Source organism: Thioalkalivibrio sp. ALE14 (assembly GCF_000376845.1).
Taxonomy (GTDB): Bacteria; Pseudomonadota; Gammaproteobacteria; order Ectothiorhodospirales; family Ectothiorhodospiraceae; genus Thioalkalivibrio.
Map to the genome: position 1 here is coordinate 26,072 of NZ_AQXY01000027.1, position 17,709 is coordinate 43,780.

Sequence of the window (17,709 nt, forward strand, 5' to 3'; positions counted from 1 at the left end):
GGTTCGAGGGGTCCATCGGGTCGTCGCGAGAAGGAGCGGTCATGACAGCGGACACATGCGGTAGTCGGCGTGTTCGAAATCCTCGGAAAAATCCTCGCCGAACTCCTCCATGGTTTCGTCATCCTCGTGGTAGCACCAGTTGATCCGGACCGTCAGCCCGGCCGCCGCCCCATCTTCCAGGATCTGGAACATGTTCATCAGGGCTTTCGCGGTGGACGAATTGAAATAGATCATTTCGACCGTGAATTCCACCTCGTCGCTGGCCCGATCCTCGATCGCCTGCCGCAATCCCTGGGTCAGCGGCCCATAGAAGTTCGCCGCATCCTCCGGATAGGACTCCCCGGAAAGGCGGTACGTGCCGGCCCCGAAATCAAACTGCACCGCGGGGGTTCGGTCGGTTGCCTCGTGTTCAATGGTCTCGACAACTGCCATCAGATGTAGGCCTTCAGGACAAAATAGGATTGCGCATCGGAAATGTGTTGAAAGTCGAACTGGATCGGCTCACTGGCGCGGCGGGCGATCTCGATCAGGCCGATGCTGCCCCCTTTGCTGCCCTCGTCCGGCGGCTCACGCAGCTTTTCCTTGTAGAAGCGGCGCAGTTCGTCGCTGTCCATCCCGGCCAGTTCGCGCAGGCGAGCGGCCAGAGTATCGGCATCCTGACGCCCGATGACGTTGCCGCAGATCACGAAGAAACGGCCGTTCTCCGACCCGACCGTGATCATCCCGGAGCTCAACTCGACGGGCGGCTCGGCATCATGCTCGATGCGCTCGGCGGAGTAGCGAATGATGTTCTGCACCTGTTCCACGAACACCGAGAAGACCCGGTTGACGGTCTTGGTGTCCGTGGATTCGAGCCGGATCTTCTGCCGCAACGCGTCGCCAAGGGCCTTCAGGATGCCCTCGGAGATGTAGCCGGTGAACGAAAAGATGATGCCGCGCCGCGTCATGTTGCGCTGAAAATCCAGCACCTCTTCGGCGATCAGGGTGGACGAATCCGCCCGGGCCTCGGCTGCCTCAGTCATTCCGCTCTCCATTGCTGTTGAGGACAGCGTCGACGATCGCGGCATAGCGCCCGTCGGCGCGCATGGCGTCCAGCTCCTCCTGCATGCGGTCCAGCGGCGCCCGCTCGGTTTCCGGATGGCAGGCCAGCGACATCACCGTATCGTTGAACGCGAAAAGGGATTCCAGTGCCCCGACCCCTTCCTGGCGTGCATACCAGGGAGCCAGATGTTCGCCACTGACCCAGACATCGATGCGGTTGGCGGCGAGCTTCCGGGCATTCAGCCGGTCGTTCGGCGCGGTATCGACCGGGATTCCCTGGCGCTCGACATGCAGCGCCACGGCGTCGTCGCGATAACCCCCCACGCGGTAGCGCTCCAGATCCCGCAGGGAGGAAGCATTCACCTCGGCGCCCTCCAGTACGAACGCATGCCACTGGTTCTCCACCAGGGGTCCGACCCAGGTAAACAGATCTTCGCGTTCCGGAGTCCGGGTCGTGGAAAACACGCAGGTGCCGGGTTCGGACTGGGCCTCGGCATAGGCGCGGCTCCAGGGCAGAAGGCGGATCTCCGCGTCGACCCCGGCCACCTCCAGCAGCACATCCATGACCCGGACGGAGATCCCGTCCAGGTCCCCGGCTTCGGTCTCGAAATTGAATGGCGGGTAGCTTTCGGTGGTGAGCGTCAGGGAGTTCGCGCTCAGGGGCGCCGCCAGCAGCATCCCGGCCGCCAGCAATGCTGTGCCCATACGTCGTCCGCACTGTGCCGCGAGACCTGTCACGTGCCGCTCACCCAAAACCCATGGAGACGGCCAAAGAATTGTCCGATTCGGACCACGCCGTCAACTCCGGGCGTTAGCCGAATCGGGCCACAGCACGGCCATGACGGTGCCATCCGGGTGGCACAACAGCGGGATCCGCTGGCGCTCCCAGGGCGCGATCCCGCGCTCCTGCATCAGTTTTTTGAGTGGCCGGCGCCCGGCCGGTGTCGAGACCCGTTCGCCCCCGCGGCGATAGCTAACGGTCAGGGAGGCGCCCGGGTCGATGCCCAGATCCGCCAGCATGTCGCGGGTCAGGCGCCGTCCGTCCGCCAGGACAAGTTCCGGCTGGTCAGCCGGCCAGTCCTGGTCCAGTGGCGGTGTACCGCTCTCCTCCTCCTGTCCCGCAGGCCCGGCGAGCAGCCGGTCGCGATAGCACCGCATCCAGCCTTCATTCCACTCCACCAGCGGCGCGGTCCCGGGGCGATCCGCCATCACCTGGCGCAGGAACTCCCCGAGACGCTCGTGCCCGGGCGGACGGAGCCCCTGCTCCCGCAACCAGTACCGCACCAGGCCGCGACCCGTCGCCGGATCCAGCGACCGCAGCGTCTCGCGATTCAGGGACCCCGATGCGGGATCATGTGCCTGCTGCATCAACCCGGCGAAATACGCCCGCAACTGCCCGGCCGCCTCGTGCTGCCAGCCGGCGGCGCGTGAAAGCCCGGTCACGTTTCCAAAGCGTTCGCGCAATAACGGGAGAACGGAATGCCGGAGGAAATTGCGATCAAAGCGAATATCGCGATTGCTCGGATCCTCGTACCAGTCGAGTTTCTCCCGCTCCGCGTACTCGCGCAGCGCCGCCCGCGGCAGGGCCAGAAACGGTCGCCCCAGCCAGGTGGCCCCCTCGCGCCGTAGCGGCCGCACGGCCTGCAGGCCCTCCGGGCCGCTCCCGCGCAGGGCGGCCAGCAGAAAGGTCTCGGCCTGATCATCCGCATGCTGAGCGGCGAGGATGATGTCTTCCCCCTCCAGTCCCTCGCGCAGCGCCCCATAGCGGGCCTCGCGCGCCGCGGCTTCGAGCCCGGACGACCGAGGATCAAGCGGCTCCAGAGTGGTAAGCCGAAATGGGCAATTCAGCGCACGGGCTACCGCACGGCAATGCTCGGCCTGCCGCTCGGAGTCCGGGCGCAGACGGTGGTTTACATGCAGGGCCTCGAGCCCGGGGATACCCAGTTGCACGGCCGCGTGCAGCAGAACCGTGGAATCGAGCCCGCCACTGAAGGCAATGCGCACCCGGCGGTAGCCGGAATGGATCTGGAGGAAATCCCGCAGCGCCACGACCACGGGATCGGACGCCGTGGCGCCCGGATCAGGAAGCGGCTTCCTGGAAGGCACCGTAGTCCATCAGGCGACGGTAGCGCCGCTCGAGGCGCTTGCCGGGGTCCAGACCCTCGAGCCCGTCCAGGGTCTCCAGCAGCGCAGTGCGCAGGCGCGTGGACATCGCGTCCGGGTCACGATGGGCCCCGCCCAGCGGCTCCGGCACAATGCGGTCCACCAACCCCAGGTCCTTCAGGCGCTCCGAGGTAATCCCCAGTGCCTCGGCGGCCTCCGAGGCCTTCTCGGCACTCTTCCAGAGAATGGAGGCACAGCCTTCGGGGGAGATAACCGAGTAGGTCGAGTACTGCAGCATCAGGGTGGCATCGCCGACCCCGATGGCCAGCGCACCGCCCGAGCCCCCCTCGCCGATCACCGTGGCGATGACCGGCGTATCCAGACGCGCCATCACCCGCAGGTTACGGGCAATGGCCTCGCTCTGCCCGCGCTCTTCGGCGCCGACGCCCGGGTAGGCTCCCGGGGTATCGATGAAGGTCAGGACCGGCATGCGAAAGCGTTCGGCCATCTCCATCAGGCGCAGCGCCTTGCGATAGCCTTCCGGGCGCGGCATGCCGAAGTTGCGGTAGACCTTGTCCCGCGTCTGGCGCCCCTTCTGATGCCCGATCAGCATCACCGGCCGGCCGTCGAGACGCGCCACGCCCCCGACGATCGCCGGGTCGTCGCCATAGGCACGATCGCCATGCAGCTCCTCGAACTCGTCGAACAGGTCCGGGATGTAGTCGAGCGTGTACGGACGCCGCGGGTGCCGCGACATCTGTGCAACCTGCCAGGGCGTCAGCTTGGCGAAGATGCTCTCGGTCAATGAACGGCACTTGTCTTCCAGGCGCTGGATCTCTTCCTGGATGTTGACCTCGGCGTCGTCACCGACATAGCGCAGATCGCGGATCTTCGCTTCCAGTTCGGCGATGGGCTGTTCGAAGTCGAGAAAGTCCGGATTCATGCAGGGTCCCGAGGGCTTGGTTGTGGATGCCGGCGAAAGACGCGAATTGTAACCAATCGCGGCGCGCGCCGCTCCCGTGCCGATGCGCAGCGGTCTATCGACCGTACAGCACCTGGGCCTCGCATTCCGGCCCCAGCGACTGCTGGATGCCGCGCAGCAGCTGTTCGTCCGGCCGGATCGTCCAGCCCTCCGGCAGGCTGATATCGGCCTCCAGCCCATCACGGCGATAGCACATGTGCACGCGGCAGGACCCTTCGCGATGGGCCTCCATCAGGCCCCGCAGATGGGCCACCTGTTCCGGCACCACCCCCTCCAGGCAAAGATGCAGCGCGCGTGCCCACTGCGCCCGCGCCTCGTCCAGGCTGTACACGGCCCGGGCGCGCATGCGGATACCCCCGGCGTAGTCATCCAGCGTCACGCTGCCCTCCGCCACCAGCAGGGCATCCGGCTCCAGGCGATCCTTGTACTGGGTGAAGTCATCGTTGAACAGCACCACCTCGGCCCGCCCGCTGCGGTCGTCCAGGGTGACAATCCCCATGCGCCCGCTCTGCGTGTTGCGCACCCGCACGCCCACAATCAGGCCGGCAATCCGCACCGTCTCCTGCTTGCCGCGCCACTTCTGTCCCTGCGTTTCGTCCGGCCGATCCTCCAGCTTCGCCTCCAGCGCCTGCAGCGTGGTGCCCGTCAGGCGCAGCAGCTCGGCGCGGTAGCGCTCCACCGGGTGGCCGGTCAGGTAGAGGCCCAGCGTGTCCTTTTCGCCACGCAGGCGCTCGTCGTCCTCCATCTCGTCGAGGGTCGCGCTTTCCGGGATCACCGCGGCGGCCGGATCGCCGAACAGGTCCACCACCCCCAGGCTGGCGTTACGCTCGGTCTGCTCGGCCGCCGCCACCGCCATGGGGATGTCGTTCAGCAGCGTCGCTCGATTCGCGCCCAGCCCGTCCATAGCGCCGGCGCGCACCAGCGTCTCCAGCACGCGCTTGTTGAGCTTGCCGAGATCCACGCGCTGGCAAAGATCCACCAGCCCGTGGAAGTCGCCGCCCTCCCCGCGCGCCTTCAGCAGCGTGTCGATCGCGGACTCGCCCACACCCTTGATTGCCCCCAGGCCGTAGACGACGGTCTGGGCATCGCGACAGGTGAAGCGGTAATCGGACTGGTTGACCTCCGGCGGCAGGACCTCGAGGCCCATGTTGCGGCATTCCTCGATCAGCCCGACGACCTTGTCGGTGTTGTCCATATCGGCCGACAGCACCGCCGCCATGAACGGCGCCGGGTAATGCGCCTTGAGCCACGCCGTCTGGTAGGCGACCAGGGCATAGGCGGCGGAGTGCGACTTGTTGAAGCCATACCCCGCGAACTTCTCCATCAGGTCAAAGATGTAGGTGGCGGTCCCCTCCTCGACCCCGCGTCCCAGCGCGCCTTCCATGAAGATCTGGCGCTGCTTGGCCATCTCCTCCGGCTTCTTCTTGCCCATCGCTCGGCGCAGCAGGTCGGCGCCGCCCAGGGTGTAGTTGGCCAGCACCTGGGCGATCTGCATCACCTGCTCCTGGTACAGGATGACGCCGTAGGTCGGCTGCAGGATGGGTTCCAGGTCCGGGTGCGGGTACTCGACCTGGGCACGCCCGTGCTTGCGGTCGATGAAGTCGTCCACCATGCCCGACTGCAGCGGCCCCGGCCGGTAGAGCGCCACCAGCGCGATGATCTCCTCGAAGCTGTCGGGCTGCAGACGCTTGATCAGATCCTTCATCCCGCCGGATTCCAGCTGGAACACCGCGGTGGTCTGGTAGTCCTTCAGGAGGCGGAAGGTGTCCGGGTCATCCAGCGGGATCGCATCCAGATCCACCTGCACCGAGGCATCCATCTTGCGGACGTTATTCACCGCCCAGTCGATGATGGTCAGCGTGCGCAGGCCCAGGAAGTCGAACTTCACCAGGCCGACCGCCTCGACGTCGTCCTTGTCGAAGTGGGTTACCAGCGACCCGCCATCGTCTTCGCAGTACAGCGGCGAGAAATCGGTCAGCGCGGATGGCGCGATCACCACCCCGCCCGCATGCTTGCCGGCGTTCCGGGTCAGGCCCTCGAGCTTCTGCGCGAGGTCGATGATCGCGCGGACCTCCTCATCCTCGTCATACAGCGCCTTCAGGTCCTCGCTGTCGGTCAGCGCCTTCTGCAGCGTCATGCCCAGCTCGAACGGAATCAGCTTGGCAATGCGGTCGACAAAACCGTAGCCATGCCCCAGCACGCGCCCGACATCGCGCACAACCGCCTTGGCCGCCATGGTCCCGTGAGTGATGATCTGCGAGACCTTGTCGCGCCCGTAGCGCTCGGCGACGTAGTCGATCACGTCGTCGCGTTTCTCCATGCAGAAGTCGACATCGAAGTCGGGCATGGAGACGCGTTCAGGATTCAGAAATCGCTCGAACAAAAGTTCGTAACGCAATGGATCGAGATCGGTAATTCCAAGCGCATAGGCGACCAGGGACCCCGCGCCGGAGCCACGCCCCGGCCCCACCGGGATCCCGTTGTCCTTGGCCCACTGGATGAAGTCCGCCACGATCAGGAAGTACCCGGGGAAGCCCATCTGGCAGATCACGTCCAGCTCGCGCTGCAGTCGGGCCTCGTAGTCCTCCTTCGGGGCAAAGCAGAAACGTTCCAGGCGCGCTACCAGCCCCTTCGCGGAGGTCTCCCGCAGGTGGTCCTCCACCGTATAGCCCTCGGGCACCGGGAAGTCCGGCAGCACCGATTCGCCCAGGGTCAGACTCACCGAGCAGCGCCGGGCGATCGCCACGCTGTTGGCCAGGGCCTCGGGGATATCGGCGAACCGTTCCGCCATCTCCTCGGGTGAACGCAGGTACTGGGCCTCCGAGTATCGACGCGGGCGCCGCGGATCATCGAGGGTCACGCCATCGTGAATACACACCCGGGCTTCGTGCGCCTCGAAGTCCTCTGGGCGCAGGAAGCGGACATCATTGGTCGCCACCACCGGCAGGTCGAAGGCCTCGGCTGCGGCCAGGGCCTGCTCGATCCAGGCCTCCTCGCCTGGCCGATCGCTGCGCACCAGCTCCAGGTAAAAACGCCCCGGGAAGCGCCGCATCCACGGTTCCAGGTCCTCGGCCAGAAGGGCCCGCGCCGTCCCCGAACCGTTCACGAACAGCCCGTCAATGGCCCCCGACAGCGCGATCAGGCCCTCGGCCGCCGCGTCCAGCCAGGCGCAATCCACCCGCGGGATGCCCTTCTCCTGGCCTTCCTGCCAAGCCCGGGAGATCAGCCGGGTCAGGTTGCGGTAGCCCGGGTCGTTCTGTGCCAGCAGGGTCATACGCGCCAGGCTGCCGTCGGCGCGCGCATCGCGCACCAGCACGTCCGCCCCGATGATCGGCTGCACGCCCTGCCCGATCGCGGCGCGGTAGAACTTCACCAGCCCAAACAGGTTGCAGTGGTCGGTGACCGCCACCGCCGGCATGCCGGCCTCGGCCACGGCGTTCACCAATGGCTTCAGACGCACCAGGCCGTCAATCAGGGAATACTCCGAATGCACCCGCAGGTGCACGAAGCCGGGATTGCCCTCGCTCATGCCCCGGCCCCCTGCTCATGCGCGGCCAGGGAGCGCGCGACCGGGCCGAAACTGCGCCGGTGCTGCGGACACGGGCCGAGCCGTTCCAGCGCCGCCCGATGGGCCGCCGTGGGATAGCCGGCGTGCCGGTCGAAGCCGTAATCGGGGTATTCGTCGTGCAGTTCCCGCAGCCATCCATCGCGGGCCACCTTGGCGATAATCGAGGCCGCGCTGATCGCCGGCACCGAACCGTCCCCGCCCACGATGGCCTCGGCCGTCCAGGGACCCTCGGGGGTAAAGCGGCCGTCCACCAAGAGATGCGCCGGCGCGATGGTCAGGCCCGCGACCGCGCGCTGCATGGCCAGCAGAGTCGCATGGTGGATGTTCAGGGCATCAATCTCGGACGCCTCGGCCCGCCCCAGTGACCACGCCAGGGCCTCCGCGCGGATCTGCGCGTCCAGCGCCTCCCGGCGTTTCGCCCCGAGCTTCTTGGAATCGGTCAGCCCGGGGCAGGCGTAGCCCTCCGGCAGGATTACGGCTGCGGCGACCACCGGCCCGGCCAGCGGCCCGCGCCCCACCTCGTCCACGCCGGCGACATGGCGCTGCGCTGCCTCTGTCATGGAGTCTCCACCACGGTGAACTGCGGGAAATCGCCCGGCCGCAACCATGCGCCGCGCCGGGGATCCGTTACAATAGCGCCGAAAATCCTAGCACACCCCCTCCGGATCCGAGCCTACCCATGTCCCAATCCCCGTTACGCTGCGCCGCCATCGGCGTGGGCCACCTTGGCAAATGGCATGCCGCCAAATACGCCGCCCTGCCGGACACCGAGCTGGTCGCCGTCGTCGATGCCGATTCCGAAACCGCCAGCCGCATCGCCGCCGAACATGGCTGCCGGGCGGAGATCGATCATCGCGCCCTGATCGGGCAGGTCGATGCGGTCTCCATCGCCGCCCCCACCACCCTGCACTACGACATCGCCCGGGACTTTCTCGAGGCCGGCTGCCACGTGCTGGTGGAGAAGCCGATCACCGCGACCCTGGACCAGGCCGAGACCCTCAACCAGATCGCCGAGCAACAAGGCGTTGTCCTGCAGGTCGGGCACCTGGAACGCTTTAACGCGGCGCTGCGCCGGCTCACCGAGAGCCCGCTGCACCCGCGATTCATCGAGTCCCACCGCCTGGCGCCCTACAAGCCGCGCGCCACCGATGTCTCGGTGGTACTGGACCTGATGATCCATGACATCGACATCATCCTGTCGCTGGTGGATGCCCCACTGACCGAGATCCGCGCCTCCGGGGCCCGCGTGCTGACCGGCGACATCGACATCGCCAATGCCCGCCTGGAATTCGCGAACGGCTGCGTGGCCAATGTCACCTCCAGCCGGATCAGCACCAAGTCCGAGCGGCGCATGCGCATCTTCCAGTCGCATGCCTACGCCTCCGTTGACTTCCAGAACCGCATCCTGTCGCTGAACCACATCGGCGAACCCGATCCGGAGACCGGCGCCCCGGCCATCCACCGCGAAGAGAGCGTGTTCGACGAGGCCGACGCCCTGCTGGCCGAGATCCAGGCCTTCGTCGCCGCTGTGCGCGGTCAGGGCCCGGTGGTGGTCAGCGGCCGCGACGGCCAGCGTGCCCTGGAGACGGCCAGCCGCATTACCGACCTGGTCTACGAAAACCTCAACATCATGAGCCGGGCCGACGGCCCGCACAGCCACCTCGAAGGAGTCAAGCCGTGATCCCGATGGTCGACCTGCAGCGCCAGTACCAGAGCCTGCGCCCCGAAATCGATGCTGCCCTTCAGGACGTGCTGGCCGGCGCCCGCTTCATCCTGGGCCCCAACGTGCAGACCCTGGAACAGGAACTGGCCGACTACCTCGGCGTCGAGCACGCGATCACCTGTGCGTCCGGCACCGACGCCCTGCATCTGGCCCTCGCGGCAGCCGGGATCGGCCCGGGTGACGAGGTCATCACCACCCCGTTCACGTTCATCGCCACCGCCGAGGCGATCCGTTATGTCGGGGCGGACCCGATCTTCGTGGACATCGACCCGCGCACCTTCAACATCGACCCGGACCAGGTCGAGGCGGCCATCACCGAACGTACCCGCGCCATCCTGCCGGTCCACCTGTTCGGCCAGCCGGCCGACATGCCGCGCCTCCAGTCCATCGCGGAAAAGCACAAGGTCATGATCGTGGAGGACTGCGCGCAATCCTTCGGCGCAACAGTAGACGGTGTGCAGACCGGGGCAGGCAATGCCTTTGGCTGCTTCTCGTTCTTCCCCAGCAAAAACCTCGGGGCCTTCGGCGACGGCGGTCTGGTGACCACCAGCTGCCCGTCCTCCGCCGAGGCCCTGCGCCGTCTGCGCAACCACGGCTCCAGCGAGCGCTACTACCACGACGAGATCGGCTACAACAGCCGGCTGGACGAGATGCAGGCCGCGATCCTGCGGGTGAAGCTGCCGCACATCGATACCTATAACGCCGAGCGCCGTCGGGTGGCGGCCCGCTACCGCGATGGCCTTGCCGGTCTGCCGGTGGAGGTGCCGTTCGAGGACGGCATCGGGACCCACGTGTACCACCAGTACACGCTGCTGACCGATCACCGTGACGCGATCATGGAGGCCCTCAAGGCCGCTGAGGTGGCCTGCGCGATCTACTACCCGGTACCCCTGCATCAGCAAAAGGCCTTCGCCGATCTCCCGAACCGGCCGGAATCGCTGCCCGTCACCGAAGACGTCGCCGCGCGCTGCCTGTCGCTGCCGGTCTTCCCCGAACTCGAGGACGCGACCATCGACATGATCTGCGGGAAGATCCGCGAAGCCCTCGCATGACGCCACCCCGCCACGCGCCTACGGGAGCCCGGCACCGACAATGACGCAGCATGTGGTGATCTGCGCCGGCGAAAGCTCCGGGGACGCCCTTGGGGCCGGGCTGGTCCACGAGCTCTCCGCGCTGGAACCCGGACTACGCTACTCGGGCATGGGCGGGTTCCAGATGCGCGCCGCCGGCGTCGACACGTTGATCGATGTGTCCGAACTGGCCGTGGTGGGCCTGGTCGATGTGCTGGTCAACTATCCACGCCTGCGCGGGCTCTACCGACGCATGACCCGGCATCTGGAGACCGCGCGTCCGGACCTGCTGGTGCTGGTCGACTACGTGGAGTTCAACCTGCGTCTGGCGGCCCACGCCCGACGTCTGGGCATTCGGGTACTGTTCTATGTCAGTCCGCAGCTATGGGCCTGGCGCGCGGGACGCATCAAGCGGATCCGCAAGTCGGTGGACGCGATGGCGGTCCTGTTCCCGTTCGAGACCGAGGTCTACGAGACCGCTGGCGTCCCGGTGCGGTACGTGGGTAACCCGCTGGTCGACCGGGTTCAACCGCCACAAGCACCGATTCGGGAAACGCTGGACCTGCCGCCCGACACGCGCCTGATCGGCCTCTTGCCCGGAAGCCGCAGTGGCGAGCTGAGACGCCACTGGCCCATGCTCGTGGATACCGCCCGGCGCCTCCATGCAACCCATCCGGACCTGCGGTTCGCGGTGTCGCTGGCTCCCGGCGTGACCGCCGACCGCCTGGCCGAACTCGCTGCCTGCGACGACCTGCCAGTGCAGTTTGTGGGGGGTGACGCGGAGACCCATTCCCTGATGGCCGGTGCCGACCTGCTGCTGATCGCCTCCGGCACGGCGACCCTGGAGGCCGGCCTGCTGCAGGCGCCCATGCTGGTCTTCTACCGCATGGGTGCGCTGAGCCATGCCGTCTTCTCCCGACTGGTCCGGCTCGAGAACATCGCCCTGGTCAACATCGTCGGCGGGGAGCGCCTCGTGCCCGAGTACCTGCAGCACGACGCCACCCCCGAGTGCCTGGCACGGGATGCCGCCGAGCTGCTGGATCGCCCGGAGGCACGGGAGGCGGTGCGGGAACGCCTGGCACGCGTGCGGGAACGCCTGGGCGATGGCGGGGCGGATCGGCGCGTCGCCGAGATGGCCCAGGAACTCCTCCACCACGGCCACCTGCTGACCACCAACCGCCATAAAACCACTTAACTGAGCGCATCGCTGTCTTGATTGCACCACAGCGGACACGGAGTGCACGGAGAAGGTCAAAGTCAAGAGCGGTTCACAGGAAGGTGGGAAGAGACGAAGAAATTCAGATTTATATGCTTCAAGGGAACGGGTCATTTAGGTGAGCGGTTGGTGCAATCGAAATCTGGATTCGCCATCACCCGTGTGAAATCGAGGGAACCAACAACGCCGAAAACTCCGTCATCGCGAGTCGCGAAGCGACGCGGCGATCTGCCAGAACGCCCCCGATTCCCCGGAGATTGCCACGCTACGCTCGCAATGACGATCCCTCAAAGGCTTCCAGACGCACCCGAGCCAGCCAGGGCCCCACCCCAAAACCCCTTCCTACCTTCCGATCTTCCTGTGAACCGCCCTTGACCTTCTCCGTGCACTCCGTGCCCTCTGTGGTTGAATGACAGAGGAAATCGGGGCACCACGTCAGTGGGGACGGCCGCCGCGCAGGATGCCGCGACGACTGCCGCGCACGAAGCCGATCAGGTTGCGCACCTCGGGGACCTCGGTCTCCTCGAACATCGTGTCCAGGTGGCTCTCGCGGCCGGCACGCCCGCGCATGCCCTGGATAAACACCCGATGGAGCGCCTGGATCGCATCGTTGGAGAACCCGTTGCGCTTGAGGCCCACCTTGTTGATGCCGATCAGCCGCGCATAGTTGCCGCTCGCCAGACAGTACGGTGGGAGGTCGCGGTTGAGCGCAGCGCCCATGCTGGTGAAGGCGTAGGTCCCCACCCGACAGAACTGGTGCACAAGGGTAAAGCCACCCAGGGTCGCGTGATCCTGGATCTCCACGTGCCCGGCCAGCGATGTCGCGTTGGAAAAGATAATGCTGTTGCCGATGGTGCAGTCGTGCGCGATGTGGACGTACGCCATGATCAGGTTGTCATGGCCGATTACCGTCTCGCCCAGCCCTTTTTCGGTCCCCCGGTGCAGGGTGACCGACTCGCGAATCACGTTGCGGTCGCCAATGACCAGCCGGGTGGGCTCGCCACGATAGCTGGTATCCTGAGGCTCCTCCCCGAGGGAGGAGAACTGGAAGATCCGGTTGTCGCGGCCGATCTCGGTCGGCCCCTTGATTACCACATGCGACCCGACCCGCGTCCCGGCACCAATCTTTACATTGGCACCGATTACCGAGAACGGCCCGATCTCCACCGAGCTGTCGATCTCGGCGCTGGGATGGACATCGGCGCGGGGATCAATCACGCGGGGATTTCCTGGCCGGAACACATCAGCTGCGCGGTCGCGCAGACGTCGTCGCCCACCTTCGCCACCGCATCGAACCGCCAGATGCCGCGCACCGTGCGTTTCAGATCGACCCGCAGATGCAGCTGGTCCCCCGGGACCACCTGGCGCCGGAAGCGGGCCTCGTCGATCCCGACAAACAGATAGAGCTGCTGCTTGTCCTGGTTCTCGTTGCGAGCCTCTTCGGTCTTGAACGCCAGAAGGCCCGTGGCCTGTGCCAGGGCCTCCAGGATCAACACCCCCGGCATGACCGGCTTGATCGGGAAATGCCCCTGAAAATACGGCTCGTTGATGCTGACGTTCTTGATGCCGGTCAGGTAGCTGCCCGCCTCCCACTCCAGCACCCGGTCCACCATGAGGAACGGGTAGCGGTGCGGCAGGTACCGCATGATTTCCTGGACGTTAAAGTCATCCACGCCGGTGTCCTTTTTCTGATTCTTGAGATGCCGCATACGGACCGCTGCGCGGACGTTCAATACGACGTTTGATCGGTCCCCTGCCCAATCGACCGGGACCGGAACGTCCCGGGAACCGGTCGCCCCGAGGGAAACACTGATTCATGTACACACTCGCGCTCGAGTCGCTTTTGCGTGCGAACCAGGCGCGGTGACTGCCGTGCAGTCATTCTGCACAAGGGAACCGCAACGCTGTGCGTACGCCCGTTTTTGATAACAACGGGCGGCCGAGCCACTGCATTCAATGGCTTGTGGGGTTGGCGCCCCAGATTCCCCGATCCTGCGTTGCGGGCCGAATCAATCAAAAACGGGCCGGTAGAACCACTACCGGCTGCGCACCGCGCCTTGTCTCGTAAAACCTGGGGCACCAACGCGAGTGTGTACATGAATCAGTGTTTCCCTAGCGCGCCAGGCGTCGCAACCGGGCCAGCATGCGGTTCCAGAGCCGCGCCTCCTGATGCGGGACCCCTGATGCGTAGTGACCGGCGCGCTCGATGGAGCGCGTGACCAAGGTCATCGCGTGGATCGTCACGTGATCCGCAATGGACAGGTGCCCGAGGATCCCGGCACCACCCCCGATCGCACAATGCGCCCCGATCCGGGCACTGCCCGCGATGCCCACACAACCGGCAATGGCGGTATGGTCGCCAATCTCGACGTTATGGGCAACATGGACGAGGTTGTCGATCTTCACCCCGTTGCCAATCCGCGTCGCCTGCAGCGCCGCGCGGTCAATGGTGGAGTTGGCCCCGATCTCCACGTCGGAACCGATCACCACCCGGCCGAGCTGTTCGATCTTCTCCCAGCCCTGCGCACCGGCGGGGGCGAACCCGAAACCATCGGCCCCGATCACGCAGCCAGAGTGCAGGATGCATCGCTCCCCCACTTCGACCCCGGCCAGCAGGGTCACCCGCGGATGCAGGAAGGTACCAGACCCCAGCTTCACCCCCTCGGCCACCACGCAGTGGGCCTCAACCACGACCCCGGACCCCACCGAAGCTCCGGCGCCTATCACCGCACCCGGGCCCACGAAGGCATCGTCCGCCACCGAGGCCCCGGCATCCACCACGGCACCGGGATGAACACCCGCCGCGCGCGCACGACGCTGCGCACCGAGACACCGGCTCGCACGGGCATAGCCCAGGTATACGTCCTCGAGATGGATCAGGCTGCGGCTCGGGGCGGGCTCCACCCCCGCCACCTCGGGAACCAGAATCACACCGGCAGCACTCGCCTGCAATGCGTCGCCATGGCGCTGGATATCGGTGACAAAACTCAGGTCGTCAGGGCCCGCCGTGGCCAGCGGCCCGAGACCGGTGATCCGCCGTTCGCCGTCCCCGGCAAGCCGGCCCCCGAGCAGATCGGCCAGTTCGCGGGCGGTGTACGCCGCGTCAGTCGCGCTGCATTGCGGCAAGGATGTCGTCCGTGATGTCGATCCGGTCGCTGGCATAGAGCACATTGCGTTCGGTCAGGATCAGGTCAATGTCGCGTTCTCGGGCGAGATCGACGATGGCATCGTTGATCCGCCGCTGGAGCTTCGCCAACTCCTCGTTGCGGCGCACGTTCAGATCCTCGCTGAAGCTCTCCTGGGCGCGCCGAAACTCGCGCGAGCGCTGCGAAAACTCGCGCTCCAGGTCGGCACGCTCCGACGGATTCATCAGGTCCCCGTCACGCTCCAGCCGGTCCCGCAGGCGCTGCAGCTCCTCGCGTTCCGCCACGAGTTCCGAGTCACGCGGGGAAAATTCGCGCTCCAGTTCGCGCATCGCCTCCTCGGCCTGCGGCGAATCCTCGAGGATCCGGTTCATGGTGACGAAGGCCACGTTCTGCGCGCCCGCCGCCGCCGGCAGCGCCAGCCACCCGCTGACGACCATCATCACGATCACCCACCAGGCTAGCCCGGATCTCATACCGCCTCCCGATGCACCGGCATCGCTTGCATCGACCATCCTCAGAAACTGGCCCCCAGCAGGAACTGGAAGCGCTGCAGATCATCACCCGGCTGATCGTTGAACGGCTCGGCCACACTGAAGCTCAACGGCCCCACCGGGGAGAACCAGGTGACCGCGACCCCGGCAGACGCGCGCAACTCGCTACTATCGAAATCCGACACCTGATCGAACACGTTCCCGGCATCCACGAAGGTACTCATGCGCACGGCGTCGTTGTCGGCGGCAAACGGCATCGGGAAGAACAGCTCCGCGGACAGCGTGGTCCGGAAGCGACCACCGTAGGGGTCGTCGTTCGAATCACGCGTCGCGGTCTGGCCATCCCGCAGCGGGCGCAGGTCGCCCAGCCGGTTGTCCTCGTACCCGCGCACGGAGCGAATGCCGCCGGCGAACAGCCGTTCGTAGAACGGCACCTCGTCGCCCCCGTAGCCATCCGCATAGGCAAGCCCGGCCGACAGACTGAAGGAATAGCGATCGGACAGCCGGAAGATCTCCTGGCCCGAGTACGTCAGCTTGTAGAATTCGCGGTCACTGCCCGGAATCGCCACTTCCAGTCCGACCCGGTGCCGCCGACCTTCCGAGGCGAAGGTCGTGCTGTCCCGCGTGTCATGGACGTAGCTGGTCTCGAGCTTGTAGAGATTGGCCGTGTCACCGAATTCGTCCAGCTCGTCGATGATCTCGTCCGGCGTCCCGATGCGCGTCTCCGACGCCTCGACCGTCTCGATTTCGATGTTCTCGAAACCGGGCCGGACCTGGATGCGGTCGAACTCCGACAGCGGGATGCCGTAGGTCACGTCGAAGCCAAAGCGGTTCGACGAGTACCGCGAGATGTTCGCCTCCTCGGCATCGATCTTGCGGTAGAACACGGAGAATCCGCGGCTCGCCCCGGATGGCGTGAAGTGCGGATTGGTCACGCTCATCCGGAACAGCTGGTTGACCTTGCTGGTACTGACCTCGGTCGAGAAGCGGTTGCCGGTCCCCAGGAAGTTGTCCTGGGTCAGGCTGGCGGTCAGCAGCAGGCCCTGGTTCTGCGAGAAACCGGCCCCCAGCGACAGGGCGCCAGACTGCTGCTCCGTCACCGTGATGTTCAGGTCCACCTCGTCATCCGTGCCGGCGACCCGCTCGGTCTCCACATTCACGCTCTGCACGAACGGGAGCCGCTGGATCCGCACCCGTGACCGCTCGATCAGGGCTCCGTTGTACCAGGCACTCTCCATCTGGCGAAGTTCGCGGCGGTAGACCCGCTCTTCGGTGTTCTGGTTGCCGGTGATGCGGATGTTGCGCACGTACACGCGTGGACCCGGATCGACAAAGAACGTGATCGACACCTCGCGATTGTCCTCGTCCACGTCCGGGACCGGATTCACGTTGGCGAATGCGTATCCTTCCTGGGTCAGGCGCTCGCTGATGCGCTCGGCGGATTCGGTCACCTGGCTGCGCGAGAATGGCGCATCGATGTCCACCTCAATCAGTTCTTCCAGCTCCTCGCGCGGGATCACGAACTCCCCGGCCAGATCGACCCCGGTCACGGTGTAGCGGTCGCCTTCATCCACGTTGATCGTGATGAACAGATCCTTGCGATCCGGGGTCAGGGTGACCTGGGTGGAGTCGATGTCGAACTCGAGGAAACCCTGATCGAGATAATGCGAGCGCAGCTGTTCCAGATCCCCGGAGAGCTTTTCGCGGGAGTAGTTGTCACGACGACTGAAGAAGGCCCACCAGCGCGGCACGCCGGACTCGAAGCCCCGGGTGAGTTCGCGCGTGCTATAGCTCTCGTTGCCGACCACATTGACCTGGCGAATCTTCGCCACCGGCCCTTCCGCAATGTCGATCTCCACGTCCACGCGATTGCGCGGCAGGTCGACGATCTCGACGTCGATCTGCACGTTATACCGGCCGCGGGCGAAATACTGCTGGCGCAGTTCGCTCTCGATCCGGTCCAGCATGGTGCGGTTGAACACACGCCCGGAACGAAGCCCCGCGGAGTTGAGCGCTTCGCGCAGGCCCTCGTCCGGGATATCGCGGTTGCCGGAGAAATTGATCTCGTTGATGGCGGGGCGCTCCGAGACGATCACCACCAGCACGTCACCACGACGTGCAATCTCCACATCGTCGAAGAACCCGGTCTGGAACAGCTCGCGGATCAGCTCCGGGCTGCGGCTATCCTCGAAGGTATCGCCCACCTGAACGGGCAGATAGCTGAGGGCTGTCCCGGCGGTGATCCGCTCCAGGCCCTCGATCTCGATATCCTCGATCTCGTAGGCCTGGCCCCAGGCCGTCCCCGCCAGGCTCAGCAAACCGACCAGGGCCATTCCTCTCAAGCTGTTTCGCGCCATGCTCTCCGCCAA

At 66.0% G+C, this 17,709-nt stretch carries 15 protein-coding genes; 3 read left to right on the forward strand and 12 right to left on the reverse strand.

Annotation, left to right across the window (positions count from 1 at the left end; all coding sequences use genetic code 11):
- Window positions 1–39: 39 nt before the first annotated feature.
- The 7 genes from F572_RS0106925 to rnhB form a co-directional block, all read right to left on the reverse strand.
- A complete protein-coding gene (locus tag F572_RS0106925) occupies window positions 40–432 on the reverse strand; it encodes a DUF1987 domain-containing protein (protein WP_017941812.1) in 393 nt (130 codons plus the stop codon).
- On the reverse strand, window positions 432–1,022 hold the full coding sequence (locus F572_RS0106930; RefSeq protein ID WP_017941811.1) for a SiaB family protein kinase: 591 nt from the start codon (window positions 1,020–1,022) through the stop codon (window positions 432–434). The genes F572_RS0106925 and F572_RS0106930 overlap by 1 nt, the downstream gene beginning before the upstream one ends.
- On the reverse strand, window positions 1,015–1,746 hold the full coding sequence (locus tag F572_RS0106935; RefSeq protein WP_231291109.1) for an ABC transporter substrate-binding protein: 732 nt from the start codon (window positions 1,744–1,746) through the stop codon (window positions 1,015–1,017). The genes F572_RS0106930 and F572_RS0106935 overlap by 8 nt, the downstream gene beginning before the upstream one ends.
- A gap of 93 nt (window positions 1,747–1,839) precedes the next feature.
- The gene (gene tilS, locus F572_RS0106940) at window positions 1,840–3,045 is read right to left on the reverse strand and encodes a tRNA lysidine(34) synthetase TilS (protein WP_026143001.1); all 1,206 of its coding nucleotides are present in this window, start codon (window positions 3,043–3,045) and stop codon (window positions 1,840–1,842) included.
- Window positions 3,046–3,121: 76 nt separating this feature from the next.
- Window positions 3,122–4,087 carry an acetyl-CoA carboxylase carboxyltransferase subunit alpha gene (locus tag F572_RS0106945; RefSeq protein WP_017941808.1) on the reverse strand — a complete coding sequence of 322 codons (966 nt, stop codon included), beginning with the start codon at window positions 4,085–4,087 and terminating at the stop codon, window positions 3,122–3,124.
- Window positions 4,088–4,181: 94 nt separating this feature from the next.
- Window positions 4,182–7,655, reverse strand: a complete 3,474-nt coding sequence (gene dnaE / locus F572_RS0106950; protein ID WP_017941807.1) for a DNA polymerase III subunit alpha — start codon at window positions 7,653–7,655, stop codon at window positions 4,182–4,184.
- Window positions 7,652–8,254: a ribonuclease HII gene (gene rnhB / locus F572_RS0106955; protein WP_017941806.1), complete on the reverse strand. Its 603-nt coding sequence runs from the start codon at window positions 8,252–8,254 to the stop codon at window positions 7,652–7,654. The genes dnaE and rnhB overlap by 4 nt, the downstream gene beginning before the upstream one ends.
- A 119-nt stretch (window positions 8,255–8,373) precedes the next feature.
- On the opposite strand from rnhB, the gene F572_RS0106960 reads away from it, so the two are divergent.
- The 3 genes from F572_RS0106960 to lpxB are packed head-to-tail and all read left to right on the forward strand — an operon-like array spanning window position 8,374 to window position 11,682.
- A complete protein-coding gene (locus F572_RS0106960) occupies window positions 8,374–9,375 on the forward strand; it encodes a Gfo/Idh/MocA family protein (RefSeq protein ID WP_017941805.1) in 1,002 nt (333 codons plus the stop codon).
- Window positions 9,372–10,469 carry a DegT/DnrJ/EryC1/StrS aminotransferase family protein gene (locus tag F572_RS0106965; RefSeq protein ID WP_017941804.1) on the forward strand — a complete coding sequence of 366 codons (1,098 nt, stop codon included), beginning with the start codon at window positions 9,372–9,374 and terminating at the stop codon, window positions 10,467–10,469. Before F572_RS0106960 ends, F572_RS0106965 begins: the two co-directional genes overlap by 4 nt.
- A 40-nt stretch (window positions 10,470–10,509) precedes the next feature.
- Complete coding sequence (lpxB, locus tag F572_RS0106970; protein WP_017941803.1) at window positions 10,510–11,682, forward strand: lipid-A-disaccharide synthase; 1,173 nt, start codon at window positions 10,510–10,512, stop codon at window positions 11,680–11,682.
- 456 nt (window positions 11,683–12,138) lie between these two features.
- Here lpxB and lpxA read toward each other — a convergent pair whose 3' ends face one another.
- The 5 genes from lpxA to bamA form a co-directional block, all read right to left on the reverse strand.
- Complete coding sequence (lpxA, locus tag F572_RS0106975) at window positions 12,139–12,921, reverse strand: acyl-ACP--UDP-N-acetylglucosamine O-acyltransferase (protein WP_017941802.1); 783 nt, start codon at window positions 12,919–12,921, stop codon at window positions 12,139–12,141.
- Window positions 12,918–13,412: a 3-hydroxyacyl-ACP dehydratase FabZ gene (gene fabZ, locus F572_RS0106980; protein WP_017941801.1), complete on the reverse strand. Its 495-nt coding sequence runs from the start codon at window positions 13,410–13,412 to the stop codon at window positions 12,918–12,920. Before fabZ ends, lpxA begins: the two co-directional genes overlap by 4 nt.
- Before the next feature lie 403 nt (window positions 13,413–13,815).
- Complete coding sequence (gene lpxD, locus F572_RS0106985) at window positions 13,816–14,829, reverse strand: UDP-3-O-(3-hydroxymyristoyl)glucosamine N-acyltransferase (protein WP_017941800.1); 1,014 nt, start codon at window positions 14,827–14,829, stop codon at window positions 13,816–13,818.
- Window positions 14,807–15,322: an OmpH family outer membrane protein gene (locus tag F572_RS0106990; RefSeq protein ID WP_026142999.1), complete on the reverse strand. Its 516-nt coding sequence runs from the start codon at window positions 15,320–15,322 to the stop codon at window positions 14,807–14,809. Before F572_RS0106990 ends, lpxD begins: the two co-directional genes overlap by 23 nt.
- A 41-nt stretch (window positions 15,323–15,363) precedes the next feature.
- Window positions 15,364–17,697, reverse strand: coding sequence for an outer membrane protein assembly factor BamA (gene bamA / locus F572_RS0106995; protein ID WP_369772146.1), 2,334 nt, complete (start codon window positions 17,695–17,697; stop codon window positions 15,364–15,366).
- Between the last annotated feature and the right edge of the window lie 12 nt (window positions 17,698–17,709).